Genomic DNA, 14870 nt, shown 5'->3' on the forward strand with positions numbered 1-14870 from the left:
TGGCCATGTGCTTGAAAACGAGAACGGCCGGATCGGCGCGGTGCCCGCGCTCGTGCGATCCACTTTCCTGGTGAACGCCGTGTACGGCGAGTCGGCCAGGGAACACGGCCTGACGACCCAGCAGGGACAGTTGCTGTGCGTGCTGATGGGGCAGCCGTACGGCATGGGCGAACTGAGCGCGATGCTCGGGCTGGCCAAGTCGAGCCTGACCGGCCTGGTGGACCGCACCGAACGAAACGGCCTGGTCAGGCGTGAGGCGGACGAGCGGGACACGCGAGCCGTGCGGGTCGCGCTCACCGCGAGGGGCGGGCGCCTGGCGAGGGACTTCTACACCGAGACCTGCCGCCGGATCGAGGAACTCCTGGATCGCCTCGACGACGCCGACCGCGACGCGCTCGCCCGCCTCCTCGGCCGGGTGGTACGGGACAACGACGCCCCGGCCGTCTTCCTCGAACCCAACGAGTGACCCCGGGACCGCCACCGGCTTGCAGTTCGCGAGACGAACTAATACAGTTCGTCCTGCGAACACAACGTGCCGGCCGATCCCGTCCGGCACGGACCGAAGGAGCGGCGCACATGGAATACACCCGACTGGGACGCACCGGCCTGTCGGTCTCCCGGCTCGTCCTCGGCACCATGAACTTCGGCACCGAGACCGCCGAGGCGGAAAGCCACGCGATCATGGACCGGGCGCACGAGCACGGGATCAACTTCTTCGACACCGCGAACGTGTACGGCGGGCGGGGCGGCGCGGGCGTCGGCTCCACCGAGGAGATCGTCGGACGGTGGTTCGCCGGGGGCGGCGACCGGCGCGCGAACACCGTGCTGGCGACGAAGGTCTACCTCCCGATGAGCGACCGGCCCAACGACTCGTACCTGTCCGCGCTGAACATCCGCCGCGCGGCGGACGCGTCGCTCAGGCGGCTCGGCACCGACCACATCGACCTGTACCAGATGCACCACATCGACCGGAACGCTCCATGGGACGAGGTGTGGGAGGCGTTCAACGTCCTGCGGCAGCAAGGCAAGGTGCTGTACTTCGGGTCGTCCAACTTCGCCGGGTGGCACATCGCGCAGGCGCAGGAGGCGGCGCGCTCGCGGCACTTCCTCGGGCTGGTGGCCGAGCAGTCGATCTACAACCTGATGACCCGCTGGGTCGAGCTGGAGGTGCTGCCCGCCGCCCGCGAGTACGGGCTCGGCGTGATCCCGTGGTCGCCGCTGCACGGCGGCGTGCTGGGCGGCGTCCTGCGCAAACAGCGCGAGGGCGGCGCCGCGCGCGGCGCCTCCGGACGCTCGGCCGCCGTGCTCGCCGAGCACCGCGACGCCATCGAGGCGTACGAGAAGCTGTGCGCCGGCCTCGGCGAGGACCCGGCGCACGTCGGGCTCGCGTGGCTCCTCGCGCAGGACGGCGTGACGGGCCCGATCATCGGGCCGCGGACGGCCGGGCAGCTCGACGGCTCGCTCCGCGCCCTCGCCATCGACCTCGACGGCGCCACCCTCGCCCGGCTCGACGAACTCTTCCCGCCGCCCGGGCCGAACGCCGCGAACGGGGCGAAGCCCGCCCCCGAGGCTTACGCCTGGTGACCGGCGGCCAACGAACGGAAGGAACGGCCATGACCATCCCGGATGTCGTTTTCGGGTTCGGTGCGCACACCGGCATCGACGAGGCGCCCGAACTGCTGCGCATGGTGCGGCGGGCCGACGACGACGGCCTCGACGTCTTCTCCCTCTCCGACCACCCGTACATCGGCGACCGCCTGGACGCGTACGCGTCCATCGGGTTCGTCCTCGGGCGGACCCGGCACATCGCGGGCTTCGCCAACGTCAGCAACCTGCCGACCCGGCCCGCCCCCATGCTGGCGCGGACGGTGACGACGCTGTCGGCGCTGTCGGACGGCCGCGTCGTGCTCGGCATGGGCGCGGGCGGGCTGTGGAACCGGATCGCCGACATGGGGGTGCCGCGGCTGTCGCCCGGCGACGCCGTGGAGGCGTTCGAGGAGGCGATCGTGCTGGTCAAGAAACTGTCGGGCGGCGGCGGCCCGGTCACCCACCACGGCCGCCACTACCGCGTCGACGGCATCGACCCGGCGCCGGTGCCCGCACCGCCCGTCTGGACCGGGTCGGTCGGGAAGAAGTCCCTGGCCGCGACCGGCCGGGTGGCCGACGGCTGGCTCCCCGGGCACGCGGCCGACTGGCTCAGCGAGCGGTACCGGACGTCGCGGCCGGTCATCGACGAGGCGGCGGCCGCCGCCGGACGCGACCCGGGCGAGATCCGCACGGTCTACAACCTGCCCGGCCGCATCACCGACCGGCCGCTGCCCGCCACCCGCGACGGCGACGGCCGCTGGCTCGGCGGGTCCCCCGAGCAGTGGATCGAGGAACTGACCGGGGCGGTGCTGGAGCACGGCGCGTCCGGGTTCCTGCTCTTCCCGCCCGGCCACGACGCGCACGACGACGTCTCGCTCGGCCGCTGGGGCGCGGAGATCGCCCCGGCCGTCCGCGAGGCGGTCGCGAAAGGGCGCTAAGGCGGGGTCAGCGACCGGACGATCTCGGCGGCGGGCGCGTCCGTCGCGTGCCGCCACGACGTCCCGGCCCACAGGTTGACGCCGTCCGGGTCCCCCGCGGCGACCGCGGCCTTGCGGAGCGGTGCGGTGACGAAGTGGACGTCCGGGTACGCGGCGGGCGCGTGCGCGTCGTGTTCGGTGAGGAACCGGTTGACGAGCCCGCGCGCGGGCCGTCCGCTGAACGCCCGGGTCACGGCGGTCGAGGCGAACCGGGGATCGGCGAGCGCGGCCTTGTGGACGGCGTTCGCGCCGCTCTCCGGGCAGCGGACGAACGCGGTGCCGAGCTGCACGGCGACGGCCCCGAGTCCGAGCAGTTCGGCGACGTCGGCCCGGGTGGCGGCTCCCCCGGCGGCGATGAGCGGACGGTCGGTGACGGCCCGCACGGCGGCGAGGAGGTCGCGCACCGCGAGCCCCCCGTCGAGGGTGTTGGTGAAGGACGCGCGATGCCCGCCGGCTTCGGATCCCTGCAGGCACAGGGCGTCCGCCCCGGACGTCCGCAACGCCTGCAGGGCCTCGTCCACGTTCGTGACGGTGACGACGACGGTGACGCCGCGTCCCTGCAGGGCTCGTGCCACGTCGGGCGCAGGCGTCCCGAAGGTGAAGCTCACGAAGGCGGGCGGGTCGTCGAGGAGAGCGGCGATCTTCGCGTCGTACCCGTCGTCCCGCGCGGACGCGGACGGGTTCGCGGGCCCGGGGACGACGCCGAGCCGTTCGGCCTCGGGGCCGAGCCGGACCCGGTAGCCCTCGACGGCCGCGGGGTCGGCGTCGTCGCGGGACGGCATGAACACGTTCGTCCCGAACGGGCGGGACGTCAGTTCGCGGGTGCGCGCGATTTCGGCGCGCACGGCCTCGGCGGTCTTGTACCCGGCGGCGAGGAATCCGAGGCCGCCCGCGTTCGAGACGGCGGCGGCGAGTTCGGGCGCGGACGGCCCGCCCGCCATCGGCGCCTGCACGATCGGCGCTTCCGGCCAAGGGCTCACGCGCTCAACTCCGTTCCCTCCGAGCATGCGTCATGATCGGGAAGGTACCCGGGGAATCGCGGCGCGGACCTCCGGGTTCACGTTTCCGGAAGGAATGATCGTGATCGATCGTGTTCGAGAAAGGTCCGGGATGCGCGTTCTGCTGCACTACGACATGGATCATTCCGCCCCCGGGCTGGACGTGACGAGCTGCCCGGAGGAGGACGAGGCGCGGTTCGCCGGGCTGCTCCCGGACGCCGAGGTGATCTGGCACGTCCTGCGTCCGCTGACCGGCGCCGACATGGACCGGGCGCCGAAGCTCCGGCTGATCCAGAAGCTCGGCACCGGGGTGAACACGATCGATCTGGACGCGGCGGCGGAGCGCGGCATCGCGGTCTCGAACATGCCGGGGCGCAACGCGCAGGCGGTCGCGGAGACGAGCCTGCTGCTGATGCTGTCGGTGCTGCGCAGGGTCGTCACGTTCGACGCGCGGACCCGCGGGGGCGCGGGCTGGCCCGCCGACCGGGCGCTGGTCGGCGGGGAGCTGCGCGGCCGGACGGTCGGGCTGCTAGGCGGCGGCGAGATCGCGGGGCTGCTGCGGGGGATGCTGGAGGCGATCGGCGCGCGCGTGCTGTTCACGTCGCGGCGCCCGCGCCCGGACGATCCGGCGTGGCGCGACGTGGACGGGCTGCTGCGGGAGAGCGACGTCGTGTCGGTGCACGTCCCGCTGACCGGCGACACGCACCACCTGCTGGACGCGCGGCGGCTCGCGCTCCTCCCGGACGGTGCGGTCGTCGTGAACACCGCGCGCGGCCCGGTGATCGACGAGGCGGCGCTCGTCGCCGAGCTGGAGTCGGGACGGCTCGGCGGTGCGGGCCTCGACGTGTTCGAGTCCGAGCCCGTCGATCCCGCGAACCCGCTGCTGAAGCTGGACAACACGGTGGTCCTGCCGCACGTCGCGTGGCTGACGCGCGAGACGTGGGACCGGTACTTCGAGGTCGCGGTGGAGAACTGCCGCCGCCTGGAGCGCGGCGACGACCTCCTCCACCGCGTCCGCTAGCCTCGCCGCCGGCCGCCGCCCGCCACGCGTCTACCCGTTCGGGAGCAGGACGGGCTTGACGACCTTGCCCGCGTGGGCGTCCGCCTCCGCCTCGTTGATCTTCTCCAGCGGGTAGGTGGCGATCAGCCGGTCGAACGGGAACCGCCCCTGCCGCCACAGCTCGATCATCTTCGGGATGAACGTGTGCGGGACGGCGTCGCCCTCGATGATCCCCTTCACCGTCCGGCCCATGAGCAGCAGGTTCGCGTCCAGGCGGTACTCGGTCGCGCCGACGCCGACGAGGCCGCAGACGCCGTTCGCGCGCAGCGACGCGACGGCGGCGGAGACGACGTCCGGGACGGCGGTGGTGTCGAGCGCGTACCGGACGCCGCCGCCGGTCAGCGCCTGGATCTGCGCGGCGACGTCGTCGTCGGCGCCGTTCAGGGTGTGCGTGGCGCCCAGCTCGCGGGCCAGTTCCAGCCGCGATTCGTGCAGGTCGACCGCGATGATCGTGGCGGCCCCGGCGAGCCGGGCGGCCATCACGGCGGCGAGTCCGACCGCGCCCGCGCCGAACACCGCGAAGGTGTCCCCGGCGCCGACGCCGAGCGCGATCAGCGCGGACGCGGCGCCCGTCTGGACGCCGCAGCCCAGCGGGCCGAGCCGTTCGATCGGCGCGTCCCGGGTGACGGGCACGACGTTGCGGACGGTGCCGAGCGCGTGCGTCGCGAACGACGACTGCCCGAACCACCGGTTGTGGACGGCCGCGCCGGACGCGTCGGTGAGCCGTGCGCGCCCGTCCAGCGGGGCGGCGAGCATGTTGTGCGCGACCATCTGCGGGCAGAAGCCGGGGTGGCCGTCGCGGCAGTCGGCGCACACGCCGCACGAGTCGAACGACATGACCACGTGGTCGCCCTCGGTGACGCCGGCGGCCCCGGGGCCGACGGCCTCGACGACGCCCGCGCCCTCGTGCCCGAGCACGACCGGCTTCGCGACGAGGTCGCCGGGGATCCGCCCCATCTGGTCGGTGTGGCACATGCCGGTGCCCGCGATCCGGACCAGGACCTCGCCGGGGCCGGGGTCGGCCAGGTCGAGGCTCTCGATCGTGAAGGGGGCGTCGAAGGCCCGCAGGACGGCGGCGTCGATGTTCATACGGGCTCCTGGAAACAGGGGGAAGAGGGGGAAGAGGGGAGGTCGGGAGGGGTCAGGCGATCTTGTACCGGATCGGCAGGCGCTTGAGCCCGCCGACGAACGTGGTCGCGATGCCCTGCGGCTCGCCCGCGAGCTCGATCGAGCGCAGGCGCGGCAGCAGTTCCTCGAAGAACGCGCGGACCTCGATGCGGGCCAGGGCGGCGCCGAGGCAGTAATGGACGCCGAACCCGAACGCCAGGTGCTTGTTCGGGTCGCGTCCGGCGTCGAACCGGAACGGGTCGGTGAAGACCTCCTCGTCCCGGTTCGCCGACGGGTACGACAGCAGCAGCGCGTCGCCCTCGCGGATCGGGACGCCGCGCAGCTCGTAGTCCCGGACGGCCGTACGCATGAACTCCTTGACCGGTGTCGTCCAGCGGATCATCTCGTCGACGGCGAGCGGCATCAGCCCGGGGTCGGCGCGGAGCCGGTCGAGTTCGCGGGGGTGCTCCAGCAGCGCGTGCAGGCCGCCCGCGATGGTCGCGCTGGTGGTGTCGTGCCCGGCGGTCGCGATGATGACGTAGTAGGACGCGGTGTCGAACTCGTTCAGCGGCTCCCCGTCGACGCGGGCGTTCGCGACCGCGGACGCGAGGTCGTCGGTCGGGTGCGCGCGGCGCGCCTCCGTCAGCTCCTGGAAGTACGCGAAGAAGTCCATGATGACCTGCAGCTTCTCTTCGCTGCTCTGGCCGCGCTGCCGCTCGTCGTCGTCGCCGCCGAAGAGCTCCTGCGTGAGGGTCAGCATCCGGTCGAAGTCGCTCTCGGGCAGGCCGAGCAGCGACAGGATGACGTACAGCGGGAAGTGGACGCTCACCTCCTGCGCGAAGTCGCACTCGCCGCCGAGGTCGACCATCCGGTCGACGTACCGTTTCGCCAGCTCCCGGACGCGCGGTTCGAGCGCCCGCATCGCGCGCGGCCGGAACCAGTCGGCGCCGATCGCCCGGATGACCCGGTGGTCGGGGTCGTCCATGTGGATGAGGGTGCGCAGGCCGATGCCCTGCGCGGCCCGCTCCCGGTTCAGCTCGTCCAGCTCGGACGTCGCGAGCAGCGGGCGCGGCGCGTTGAGGAACAGGTCGTGCGCGCGCTCGATCTCCATGACGTCGGCGTGCCGGGTGACCGCCCAGAACGGGCCGTAGCCGGGCGCCTCGACGCGGTGGACGGGCGACTCGCGGCGCAGCAGCGTGAGCGCGTCGTGCAGCCGCCGGTCGTCGGCGTACGCCTTCGGGTCGGCGAGCGCGAGGCCCGCCTGTTCCACGGTCAGGGTCATGCATCGGCTCCCTAGGTCGCGACGGCCGCCCGCACAAGGGAACCTAAGACCCGAATCGCGTTCGGTCAACGTTCACAGGTCGTCGAAATCACCGTGTCGTCCGTGCCCGTCCGCGAACCGCCCGGCGCCCGTGAGGGCGTCCCCGAGCGATCCCAGCCCGTGCCGGTACTCGACTCCCAGCGCCTCCTCCTCGGGGAGCCCCTCGGCGTCCAGCACGGACGCCCGGTCGTTGCGCAGGCACGCCTGCGGGAACCGCGCCAGCTCCGCCGCCAGTTCCTCGGCGGCCGCCCGGCTCGTCCCGGGCGGGACGAGCCGGTTCGCGAGCCCGATGTCGAACGCCTCGCGCGCGTCCACCGGACGTCCCGTCAGGACGAGGTCCATCGCCCGGCTCGTCCCGATCAGCCTCGGCAGCCGCACCGTGCCGCCGTCCACGAGCGGGACGCCCCAGCGGCGGCAGAAGATCCCGAACACGGCGTCCTCCTCGACGACGCGCAGGTCGCACCAGAGCGCGAGTTCCATGCCGCCCGCGACCGCGTGCCCGGCCACGGCCGCGATGACCGGCTTCGACAGCCGCAGCCGGGTGCAGCCGAGCGGCCCGTCGGCCGGCGGCGGGTCGACGCGCGGGCTGCGCGCGGTGCCGATCGACTTGAGGTCGGCCCCGGCGCAGAACGTCCCGCCCTCCCCCCACAGGACGGCGACGCTCGCCGCCTCGTCCGCGTCGAACGCCCGGAACGCGTCCGCGAGCTCGCCCGCCGTCGCCGCGTCGACCGCGTTGCGCGCCTCCGGCCGCGACATGATCACCGTCGTGACGGCTCCGCGCCGCTCGACCCGCACCGGCATACGGTCATCCCTCCGTGAAAGCCCCGCCGACGAGTTCGTCGAACCGTTCGAGATCCTCCGCCGGGGCGTCGATGCCGCGCAACGGGCCCTGGTCTGCCAGGTGGGCGCGCGCGTAGAGGCGCGCTACGAGAGCCTTGCGGTCCGTACCCGCGTCCTCGCGTTCCCATCCGGCCTGCTCCAGGAGAAGCGCGGCCGCGTACACGTCGGCCATGTACTGGGCCAGAGGGTAGAGGCGAGCCTCCGCGACACTTTTCTCCAGCCCGCGCCACACTTCTATGGCCTCGCGGAGATGCCCGATGCGGTCGCGGACGAGCGCGGCCGTCGCGTCGTCCCCGGACGGCGCCCGCCCGGCGGCCTCCGCGACCCGGGCGAGGAACGGCTCGTGCGCGTCCTGCCGCTCGATCGCGCGCCGCACGTCCAGGCACAGGACGTTGTCGCCGCCCTCCCAGATCGGGTTGACCTGCGCGTCCCGCAGGATCCGCGCCACCGGCCACTGCTCGATGTACCCGTTCCCGCCGTGCGCCTCGATCGCGTCGCTCGCCGCCGTCACACCGAGCCGCGCCGCCCGCAGCTTCACCAGCGCGGCGCCGATCCGCAGCGGCGTCAGGTACCCGTCGAACACCAGCGCCTGCACGGCCTCCGTCTCGACGACCAGCTCCGCGAGCTTGCGCCGCATCAGCGGCCGGTCCGCCAGCGGCGAGCCGAACGCCTCCCGCGTCCGCGTGTAGCAGAGCGCCTCGACGAGCGAGCGCCGCGCGCAGCCGAGCCCCATCGTCGCGATGCCGAGCCGGGCACCGTTCGTCAGCTCCATCATCCGGGCGAGGCCCCGGCCGTCGCCGCCCTCCCCGGCGCTCGACGCCGGGGCCAGCAGGAACGCCTCGGCGCCGGTGAACTCGATCTCCGCCGACGCGACCGACCGGGTGCCGAGCTTGTCCTTGAGCCGCCGGATCCGCACGCCGTTGCGCGTCCCGTCCCGCCGTTCCCGCAGGACGAGGAACGGCGCGATCCCCCGCACGCCGTCGGCGGCCCCCACCGGTTTGGCGAGCACGACGAACGCCGAGCCGTTCGCGTTCGACGCGAACCACTTGAACCCGTCGAGCCGCCACGCGTCCCCGTCGCCGTCCCGCACGGCCGTCGATTCGAGCGCCCCGAGGTCCGAACCGCCCGACCGTTCCGTCAGCAGCTGCGCGGCCTCGCCGGAGAACGCCCCGGCGGCGAACAGCTCGCGGACCCGCGCCTTCACGTCGTCCGGCGCGAACGCCTCGGCGAGCCCGACGACCATGTCGCCGCCCGTCCCGAGCGCGCACGCCATCCCGATGTCGGCCTGGTCGAGCAGGTAGCTCCACGCCACGCCGAGCGCGACCGGGTTCGCCCCCGCCGCCTTCGCCTCGCGGACGAACTCGGGGCGGGTGAACGACGTCGCGACGATCTCCCGCCGCGCCGCCTCGAACGACGGCGGCATGACGACCTCGCTGACGTCGCGCCCCCACCGGTCGTACTTCTCCAGCCGCGGCGGATTGCGGTCGGTCTCCTCGGCGGACCGGGCCACCGGGCCGCCCATCAGCGCGCCCAGCTCCCGCAGCCGCGGCTCGGCCCAGCCGAACCCGTCGCCGAGGTGGCGCCGCATCAGGAACCGCAGCGTCGGATCGCACTCGTACCAGTTGCGGCCCGCCGCGCCCCGGTACCGCTCGGTGGCGTACCGGCGGGCCTTCTCCTCGTCGCCGAACGGGAGCCGGTCGACCGGCTCGATCAGATAGCTGCCCATGACCTCGGACGTTACACTTCTCCCGCGCATGATGGAAGGTATGTAATGTGTCCGCTTCCCGATAAGGTCACTGGGACCATGGAGATCCGGGCCCTCACCGCACGGTCGGTGGTCCTGAGCACCCTGCTGGGCGTCCACCCGCCCCGCCTGCCGGTCCGCCACCTCGTTCACGTCGGCGCCCTGTTCGGCATCGCCGACGGGGCGATCCGCGTCGCGCTCTCCCGCATGGTCGCCGCGGGCGACCTCGTCCGCGACGGCGACCGCTACGGCCTCACCGACCGCCTCCTCGCCCGGCAGGCCCGCCAGGACGAGGCCCGCTCCCCCCGGACCCGCCCGTGGGACGGCCGCCTGGGAGATCGCCGTCATCACCGCCGAACGCCGCCCCGTCGCCGAACGCACCGCGCTGCGCCAGGCGATGTCGACGTCCGGCTCGCCGAACTCCGCGAAGGCGTGTGGATGCGCCCCGCGAACCTGCTGCGCGCGCGTCCGGACATCGCCGTCCGGCAGTGCACGTTCATCGAGGGCCGCCCCGAGAGCGACCCCGCCGCCCTCGCCGCGTCCCTCTGGGACCTGGACGCCTGGGCGCGCCCCGCCCGCGACCTGCAGGCCGCGTTCGCCGCCGCCGACGGCGACCTCGGCGACCGGTCCGCCCTCGTCGACCGGTTCACGCTCGCCGCCGCCGTCGTCCGTCACCTCATGGACGACCCGATCCTCCCCGCCGCGCTCCTGCCCGCCGACTGGCCCGGCGCCGACCTGCGCACCCAGTACGAACGCTTCCGCACCGACTTCGCGCGCCTGCTCAGCGACGAGGTCCGCACCTGACGGACGTCTGTGTGGGGCGCTCCCGGACCACTCGTACCCCATGGGGCAGCATGGACCCCATGACGACGACTCTGCCGCTGAGCCCCGACGAACTGCTGACCACCACCCGGGCCGTCCGCAAGCGCCTCGACCTCGCGCGTCCCGTCCCGATGGACCTGATCCGCGAATGCCTGGAGATCGCCGTCCAGGCGCCGAGCGGCAGCAACGCGCAGACCTGGCACTGGGTCGTCGTCACCGACCCCGGCAAGCGCGCCGCGATCGGCGACCTGTACCGCCGCTCCTTCGCCGCCTACGCCGAGTCGAAGTCCTTCGCCGGGAGCCTGCACGCGGACGACCCCGACCGCGGCGCCGTCCAGCGCCGCGTCGGCGACAGCGCCGCCTACCTGGCCGAGCACATGGGCGAGGTCCCCGTCCTCCTCATCCCCTGCCTGCGCGCCCCCGGCGAACTCCCCGCCGCCAACCAGGCCGGCCTGTGGGCCTCGCTGCACCCCGCCGTCTGGAGCTACGCCCTCGCCGCCCGCGCCCGCGGACTCGGCACCGCCTGGACGTCCCTGCACCTCGTCTACGAGCGCGAGGTCGCCGAACTCCTCGGCATCCCCGCCGACATGCGGCAGGGCGCGCTGATCCCCACCGCCTACTACACCGGCGACACGTTCAAGCCCGCCGCGCGCGAGCCCATCGACACCGTCCTGCACCACGACGCCTGGTGAGACGTCCGCCGGGCGGCGACGGCCGACGGGCCGGCGTCCCCCGCACGGCCCGGACCCTTCACGTCGCGCCCGCCCCGTCCCCGCCGTTCGCGAAGCGGCCGGGCGTGGTCCCGAACGCCTGGCGGAACGCCTGGACGAACGCGCTCGGGCCGCTGTAGCCGCAGCGCGCCGCCACGCTCGTCACCGACGCGCCCGCCGCCAGCAGGATCAGGGCCCGGTGCAGCCGCACCTGCGCCCGCCACTGCGGGAACGTCATCGTCATCTGCTCGCGGAAAAGCCTGCTCAGGGTGCGTTCGGACGCGCCGACGGCCCGCCCGAACGCGGCGAGGGTGCGGGGATCGGCGGGATCGGCGGCGAGGGCGTCCGCGATGGCCGCCAACCGGTCGTCCGCGGGCGTCGGCAGGTGCAGCGGCAGCTGCCGCACCGCCCGGATCTCGTCGAGGGCCACCCGCCGCAGATTCTCGCGGCGGCGCGCGCCGGGGTCGTCCCGTCCGGTCAGCGCGACGATGACCTCGCGCAGCAGCGGCGAGACCGCCACGACCACCGGCCCGCCGAACCCGGCCCCCGGCCCGCCGACCTCGAAGTCGACCGTCCGCAACTGCGTCGGCCCGTGCGCCCGGTGCGCGTGCGCGACCCCGGCGGGCAGCCACACCGCCCGATGCGGAGGGACGATCCAGGTGCCCGCGTCCGTCGACACCTCCAGCACACCGTGGCTCGGATAGGCGACCTGGTGGTGCGCGTGCTCGTGCCGGGGGACGTGCTGCCGGTGCGTCAGCCGCAGCAACGGTTGGCGGGTCGGCGACATCAACCGGCAGGATATCGCTAGCCCGCAGGAACCGACGGTCGCGACCCTGGTCACGTGGCAACGATCACCAAGACGGAGCCGGTCGTGCGGCGCATGGGAACGTGGGCCGCCGCGCACGCGGTCGACGACTTCTACCAGGGGCTCGTGCCCGCGGCCGTCCCCTACTTCGTCCTCGAACGGCACTACGGCTACGCCGCGGCGGGCGGCCTCACGCTCGCCGCGACGCTCGGCAGCGCCCTGCCGCAGCCCTTGATCGGGCTCGCCGTCGACCGGTTCCGGCTGCCCCGCCTCGCCGCGGGCGGCGTCCTGCTCGCCGGGGCGGGGTTCGCGCTCGCCGGACCCGCCGGGCCGTACCCGCTCGTCCTCGCGCTGCTCCTGCTGTCCGGGCTCGGGACGGCGATGTTCCATCCGGCCGCCGGGAAGGCCGCGCGGGACGCCGCCGGGGACAGCGTCACCGGCATGAGCGTGTTCGCGGCGGGCGGCACCGTCGGGTTCTTCCTGGCGCCCGTGCTGGCCGTCCCCGTCCTCACCGCGTGGGGCCTCGGCGGCACCGCCCTGTTCCTGCCGCCCGCCGTCCTCGCCGCGTTCGTCCTGGCCAGGAACGCGCGGCGGCCGACACGCGGCCCCGGCGGCGCCGCCGAAGGCCGCGACCGGTGGGGGCCGTTCGCGACCCTGACGGCGATCACGGTCGTCCGGTCGGCGCTGTTCTCCGCCATCGCCACCTTCATCGGCCTGTACTGGATCCGGCACCTGCACGGCTCGCCCGCGCTCGCCGGGGCGGCCCTCGCGTGCTTCCTCGGCGGCGGCGTCGCGGGCACGATCGTCGGCGCCCGCGCTCGCCGACCGGGCCGGGCTCGTCCGGACGATCCAGATCGGCGCGGCCCTCGCCGTCCCCATGCTCGCGGGCCTGCGGCTCGCTCCCGGCCCGTACGCCCCGCTGGTCTTCGCCGTCCTGACGGGCGTGGCGGTGAACGTCCCGTTCGCCGTCCTGGTGCGGCTCGGCCAGGACTACCTGCCGGGACGTCCGGGCACCGCGGCGGGCATGACGCTCGGCCTCGGCGTCAGCGTCGGCGGCCTGGCGACGCCGCTGTTCGGCCTGGCCGCCGACACACACGGCACCCCGCTCGTGTTCACGCTGCTGTGCCTCGTCCCCCTCGCCGCCCTGGCACTCGGCCTCCTCCTCCCCACCGAAAGGCGCTCATGACTTCCCTTTCCGTCCACGCCGACGACGGCCTCGCGCTGACCGCGGACGTCCTCGGGTCCGGGCCGCCGCTCGTCCTGCTGCACGGCGGCGGACCCGACCGGCACAGCCTGCGCCCCCTCGCGGACCGGCTCGCCGATCTCGCCACGGTCGTCCTGCCCGACATCCGCGGGTACGGGGCCTCGGTCTGCGCCGATCCCGCTCTGCACACCTGGGACCGCTACACCCGCGACCTGCTCGACGTCCTCGACGCGCTCGGCCATCCGCGGGCAGTGCTGGCGGGCACCGGGCTCGGCTCCACCATCGCGCTGCGCACCGCGCTGCACTTCCCCGGACGGGTGCGCGCCGCGATCCCCATCGGCGTCGAGGACATCGAGGAGGACGCCGCCGCCAGCGCCGAGATCGCCTTCCTGGACGCCTTCGCCGCGCGTGCGGCCGCCGACGGGCTCGCCGCCGCATGGGACCCGATCCTGGACAACTTCCCGCCGGTCGTAGGGGCGATGGTGCGGGACGCTATCCCGCGCAGCGACCCCGCCAGCGTCATCGCCGCCGCCGCCATCGCCCACGACCGGTCCTTCGCCTCGGTCGCCGAACTCGCCCGCGTCTCGGCGCCCGTCCTGGTGTTCCCCGGCACCGACGACCGCCACCCCCGGGCGCTCGCCGAACGCTGCGCGCGGGTCATGCCCCGCGCGTCCCTGGCCCCGGTCGCGATCTCCGACCGGCTCCGCACCGCCGCCGACCTCGCCGCCGCGGTCGCCCCGACCATCCGGGAGTTCCTCCGCGCCCTGCGCCCATAACTTCCATGTGACCTGCGGTTATGTCACGATGAAAGCGGGACCGAGCGGCACCGCGCCCCGTTCCCCCCACTCGCGCGGCGACGCCCGACGCGAGAGGAGGCACCATGCGGAAAGTGGTCGACTGCAGGGACATGCCGAGCGAATCCGGTTGCACCCTGACCATCAGCGGCGAGGAGGACGAGGTCGTCCGCGCCGCCGCCGAGCACGCGGCCTCCGTGCACCGGCACGAGGACACCCCCGAACTGCGCGAGCAGATCCGGAACAACCTCAAGGAAGAGCAGCTGAGCACGCGGTAGCCCGCGCCCATCACCGAACGGGCCGGAGATCGGCGATCGCCGATCGCCCGGCCCGTCCCGCCGTCCCGCTCACCGGACGGTCGCGGGGGCCGATCGGCTGGGCGCGCCGCTGACGTGCCGCAGGTGCGCGGACGTCCCGAAGGGCTCACCGATCTGCCGACGCGCGGCGGCCCGGCGGACGTTCCGCGAGTTCAGGAACGACTGACGCCGAGGTCGTGCAGGGCGGCCGCGCCGCGCGCCGCGTGCTCGCCGCCCGCGAGCACCAGCGTGCGGGCCGCCTGGTAGCGGCAGCCGGCGGTGTCGAACGCGGCCGACGCGGCGAGCAGGCCCGCACCGTCCCCGTCCAGCAGCGCCTCGGCGCGGTCGACGATCGCGCCCGCGATCGGGTTCCCGGACGTGAGCTTGCGCGCCTCGGCCAGCCGGTCGCGGGCGCCGGGGGCCCCGGCGAGCACGGTGGCCTCCGCACGCAGCGCCACGTACCAGTGGAGCCACATCCACGTGACCCACCGCCGCACCTCGCCGGGCTCGGGCGCCAGCCGGTCCAGTGCGTCCACCGCCCGCCCGTCGTGGAGCAGGAGCACCGCGTCGCCCCGGGACCCGGCCCGGCGTCACCCGGCGACGTG

Annotated in this window: 15 protein-coding genes; 8 read left to right on the forward strand and 7 right to left on the reverse strand. The window is 74.3% G+C overall.

The window, feature by feature from the left end:
* Positions 1-52 precede the first annotated feature (52 nt).
* The 3 genes from BJF79_RS47675 to BJF79_RS47685 all read left to right on the forward strand — a co-directional run bounded on the left by BJF79_RS47675 (position 53) and on the right by BJF79_RS47685 (position 2525).
* Positions 53-466, forward strand: coding sequence for a MarR family winged helix-turn-helix transcriptional regulator (locus BJF79_RS47675; RefSeq protein WP_262403627.1), 414 nt, complete (start codon positions 53-55; stop codon positions 464-466).
* Positions 467-576: 110 nt separating this feature from the next.
* Positions 577-1584: an aldo/keto reductase gene (locus BJF79_RS47680; RefSeq protein ID WP_075907211.1), complete on the forward strand. Its 1008-nt coding sequence runs from the start codon at positions 577-579 to the stop codon at positions 1582-1584.
* Positions 1585-1613: 29 nt separating this feature from the next.
* Positions 1614-2525 (forward strand): LLM class flavin-dependent oxidoreductase, encoded by a 912-nt coding sequence (locus tag BJF79_RS47685; protein WP_075907212.1) that lies wholly within the window; start codon positions 1614-1616, stop codon positions 2523-2525.
* Here the strand turns inward: BJF79_RS47685 and BJF79_RS47690 are convergent.
* Positions 2522-3544 carry a nitronate monooxygenase gene (locus tag BJF79_RS47690; RefSeq protein ID WP_262403628.1) on the reverse strand — a complete coding sequence of 341 codons (1023 nt, stop codon included), beginning with the start codon at positions 3542-3544 and terminating at the stop codon, positions 2522-2524. The genes BJF79_RS47685 and BJF79_RS47690 overlap by 4 nt on opposite strands.
* A 130-nt stretch (positions 3545-3674) precedes the next feature.
* Between BJF79_RS47690 and BJF79_RS47695 the strand changes: the two genes are divergently transcribed.
* Positions 3675-4583, forward strand: a complete 909-nt coding sequence (locus tag BJF79_RS47695) for an NAD(P)-dependent oxidoreductase (protein WP_075907214.1) — start codon at positions 3675-3677, stop codon at positions 4581-4583.
* A gap of 30 nt (positions 4584-4613) precedes the next feature.
* Here BJF79_RS47695 and BJF79_RS47700 read toward each other — a convergent pair whose 3' ends face one another.
* From BJF79_RS47700 to BJF79_RS47715, 4 genes are all read right to left on the reverse strand, one after another.
* A complete protein-coding gene (locus BJF79_RS47700) occupies positions 4614-5711 on the reverse strand; it encodes an NAD(P)-dependent alcohol dehydrogenase (protein ID WP_075907215.1) in 1098 nt (365 codons plus the stop codon).
* Between the two features lie 52 nt (positions 5712-5763).
* Complete coding sequence (locus tag BJF79_RS47705; RefSeq protein ID WP_075907216.1) at positions 5764-7011, reverse strand: cytochrome P450; 1248 nt, start codon at positions 7009-7011, stop codon at positions 5764-5766.
* Between the two features lie 72 nt (positions 7012-7083).
* Positions 7084-7851 (reverse strand): crotonase/enoyl-CoA hydratase family protein, encoded by a 768-nt coding sequence (locus BJF79_RS47710; protein ID WP_075907217.1) that lies wholly within the window; start codon positions 7849-7851, stop codon positions 7084-7086.
* 4 nt (positions 7852-7855) lie between these two features.
* Positions 7856-9616, reverse strand: coding sequence for an acyl-CoA dehydrogenase family protein (locus BJF79_RS47715; RefSeq protein WP_075907218.1), 1761 nt, complete (start codon positions 9614-9616; stop codon positions 7856-7858).
* 78 nt (positions 9617-9694) lie between these two features.
* Here BJF79_RS47715 and BJF79_RS47720 point away from each other — a divergent pair, with 78 nt between their 5' ends.
* Together BJF79_RS47720 and BJF79_RS47725 are read left to right on the forward strand one after the other, a co-directional pair.
* Complete coding sequence (locus BJF79_RS47720; protein ID WP_262403629.1) at positions 9695-10438, forward strand: PaaX family transcriptional regulator C-terminal domain-containing protein; 744 nt, start codon at positions 9695-9697, stop codon at positions 10436-10438.
* Positions 10439-10497: 59 nt separating this feature from the next.
* Positions 10498-11148: a nitroreductase family protein gene (locus BJF79_RS47725; RefSeq protein WP_075907219.1), complete on the forward strand. Its 651-nt coding sequence runs from the start codon at positions 10498-10500 to the stop codon at positions 11146-11148.
* A 58-nt stretch (positions 11149-11206) separates the two neighbouring features.
* Here BJF79_RS47725 and BJF79_RS47730 read toward each other — a convergent pair whose 3' ends face one another.
* The gene (locus BJF79_RS47730; RefSeq protein WP_262403630.1) at positions 11207-11932 is read right to left on the reverse strand and encodes an AraC family transcriptional regulator; all 726 of its coding nucleotides are present in this window, start codon (positions 11930-11932) and stop codon (positions 11207-11209) included.
* Positions 11933-12046: 114 nt separating this feature from the next.
* Between BJF79_RS47730 and BJF79_RS64830 the strand changes: the two genes are divergently transcribed.
* On the forward strand, positions 12047-13951 hold the full coding sequence (locus tag BJF79_RS64830; protein ID WP_262403631.1) for an MFS transporter: 1905 nt from the start codon (positions 12047-12049) through the stop codon (positions 13949-13951).
* Positions 13952-14055: 104 nt separating this feature from the next.
* Complete coding sequence (locus tag BJF79_RS47745; RefSeq protein WP_075907222.1) at positions 14056-14247, forward strand: DUF1059 domain-containing protein; 192 nt, start codon at positions 14056-14058, stop codon at positions 14245-14247.
* 191 nt (positions 14248-14438) lie between these two features.
* On the opposite strand, the gene BJF79_RS47750 is transcribed toward BJF79_RS47745, so the two are convergent.
* Positions 14439-14828, reverse strand: coding sequence for a hypothetical protein (locus BJF79_RS47750; RefSeq protein WP_075907223.1), 390 nt, complete (start codon positions 14826-14828; stop codon positions 14439-14441).
* Between the last annotated feature and the right edge of the window lie 42 nt (positions 14829-14870).

The organism is Actinomadura sp. CNU-125 (assembly GCF_001942465.1).
Taxonomy (GTDB): domain Bacteria; phylum Actinomycetota; class Actinomycetes; order Streptosporangiales; family Streptosporangiaceae; genus Spirillospora.

Excerpts from the sequence above, each read along its gene's own strand:
- BJF79_RS47680 (WP_075907211.1), top strand. The coding sequence starts at position 577 with ATGGAATACACCCGACTGGGACGCACCGGCCTGTCGGTCTCCCGGCTC.
- BJF79_RS47685 (WP_075907212.1), top strand. The coding sequence starts at position 1,614 with ATGACCATCCCGGATGTCGTTTTCGGGTTCGGTGCGCACACCGGCATC.
- BJF79_RS47695 (WP_075907214.1), top strand. The coding sequence starts at position 3,675 with ATGCGCGTTCTGCTGCACTACGACATGGATCATTCCGCCCCCGGGCTG.
- BJF79_RS47700 (WP_075907215.1), bottom strand. The coding sequence starts at position 5,711 with ATGAACATCGACGCCGCCGTCCTGCGGGCCTTCGACGCCCCCTTCACG.
- BJF79_RS47705 (WP_075907216.1), bottom strand. The coding sequence starts at position 7,011 with ATGACCCTGACCGTGGAACAGGCGGGCCTCGCGCTCGCCGACCCGAAG.
- BJF79_RS47710 (WP_075907217.1), bottom strand. The coding sequence starts at position 7,851 with ATGCCGGTGCGGGTCGAGCGGCGCGGAGCCGTCACGACGGTGATCATG.
- BJF79_RS47715 (WP_075907218.1), bottom strand. The coding sequence starts at position 9,616 with ATGGGCAGCTATCTGATCGAGCCGGTCGACCGGCTCCCGTTCGGCGAC.
- BJF79_RS47720 (WP_262403629.1), top strand. The coding sequence starts at position 9,695 with ATGGAGATCCGGGCCCTCACCGCACGGTCGGTGGTCCTGAGCACCCTG.
- BJF79_RS47725 (WP_075907219.1), top strand. The coding sequence starts at position 10,498 with ATGACGACGACTCTGCCGCTGAGCCCCGACGAACTGCTGACCACCACC.
- BJF79_RS64830 (WP_262403631.1), top strand. The coding sequence starts at position 12,047 with ATGGGAACGTGGGCCGCCGCGCACGCGGTCGACGACTTCTACCAGGGG.
- BJF79_RS47745 (WP_075907222.1), top strand. The coding sequence starts at position 14,056 with ATGCGGAAAGTGGTCGACTGCAGGGACATGCCGAGCGAATCCGGTTGC.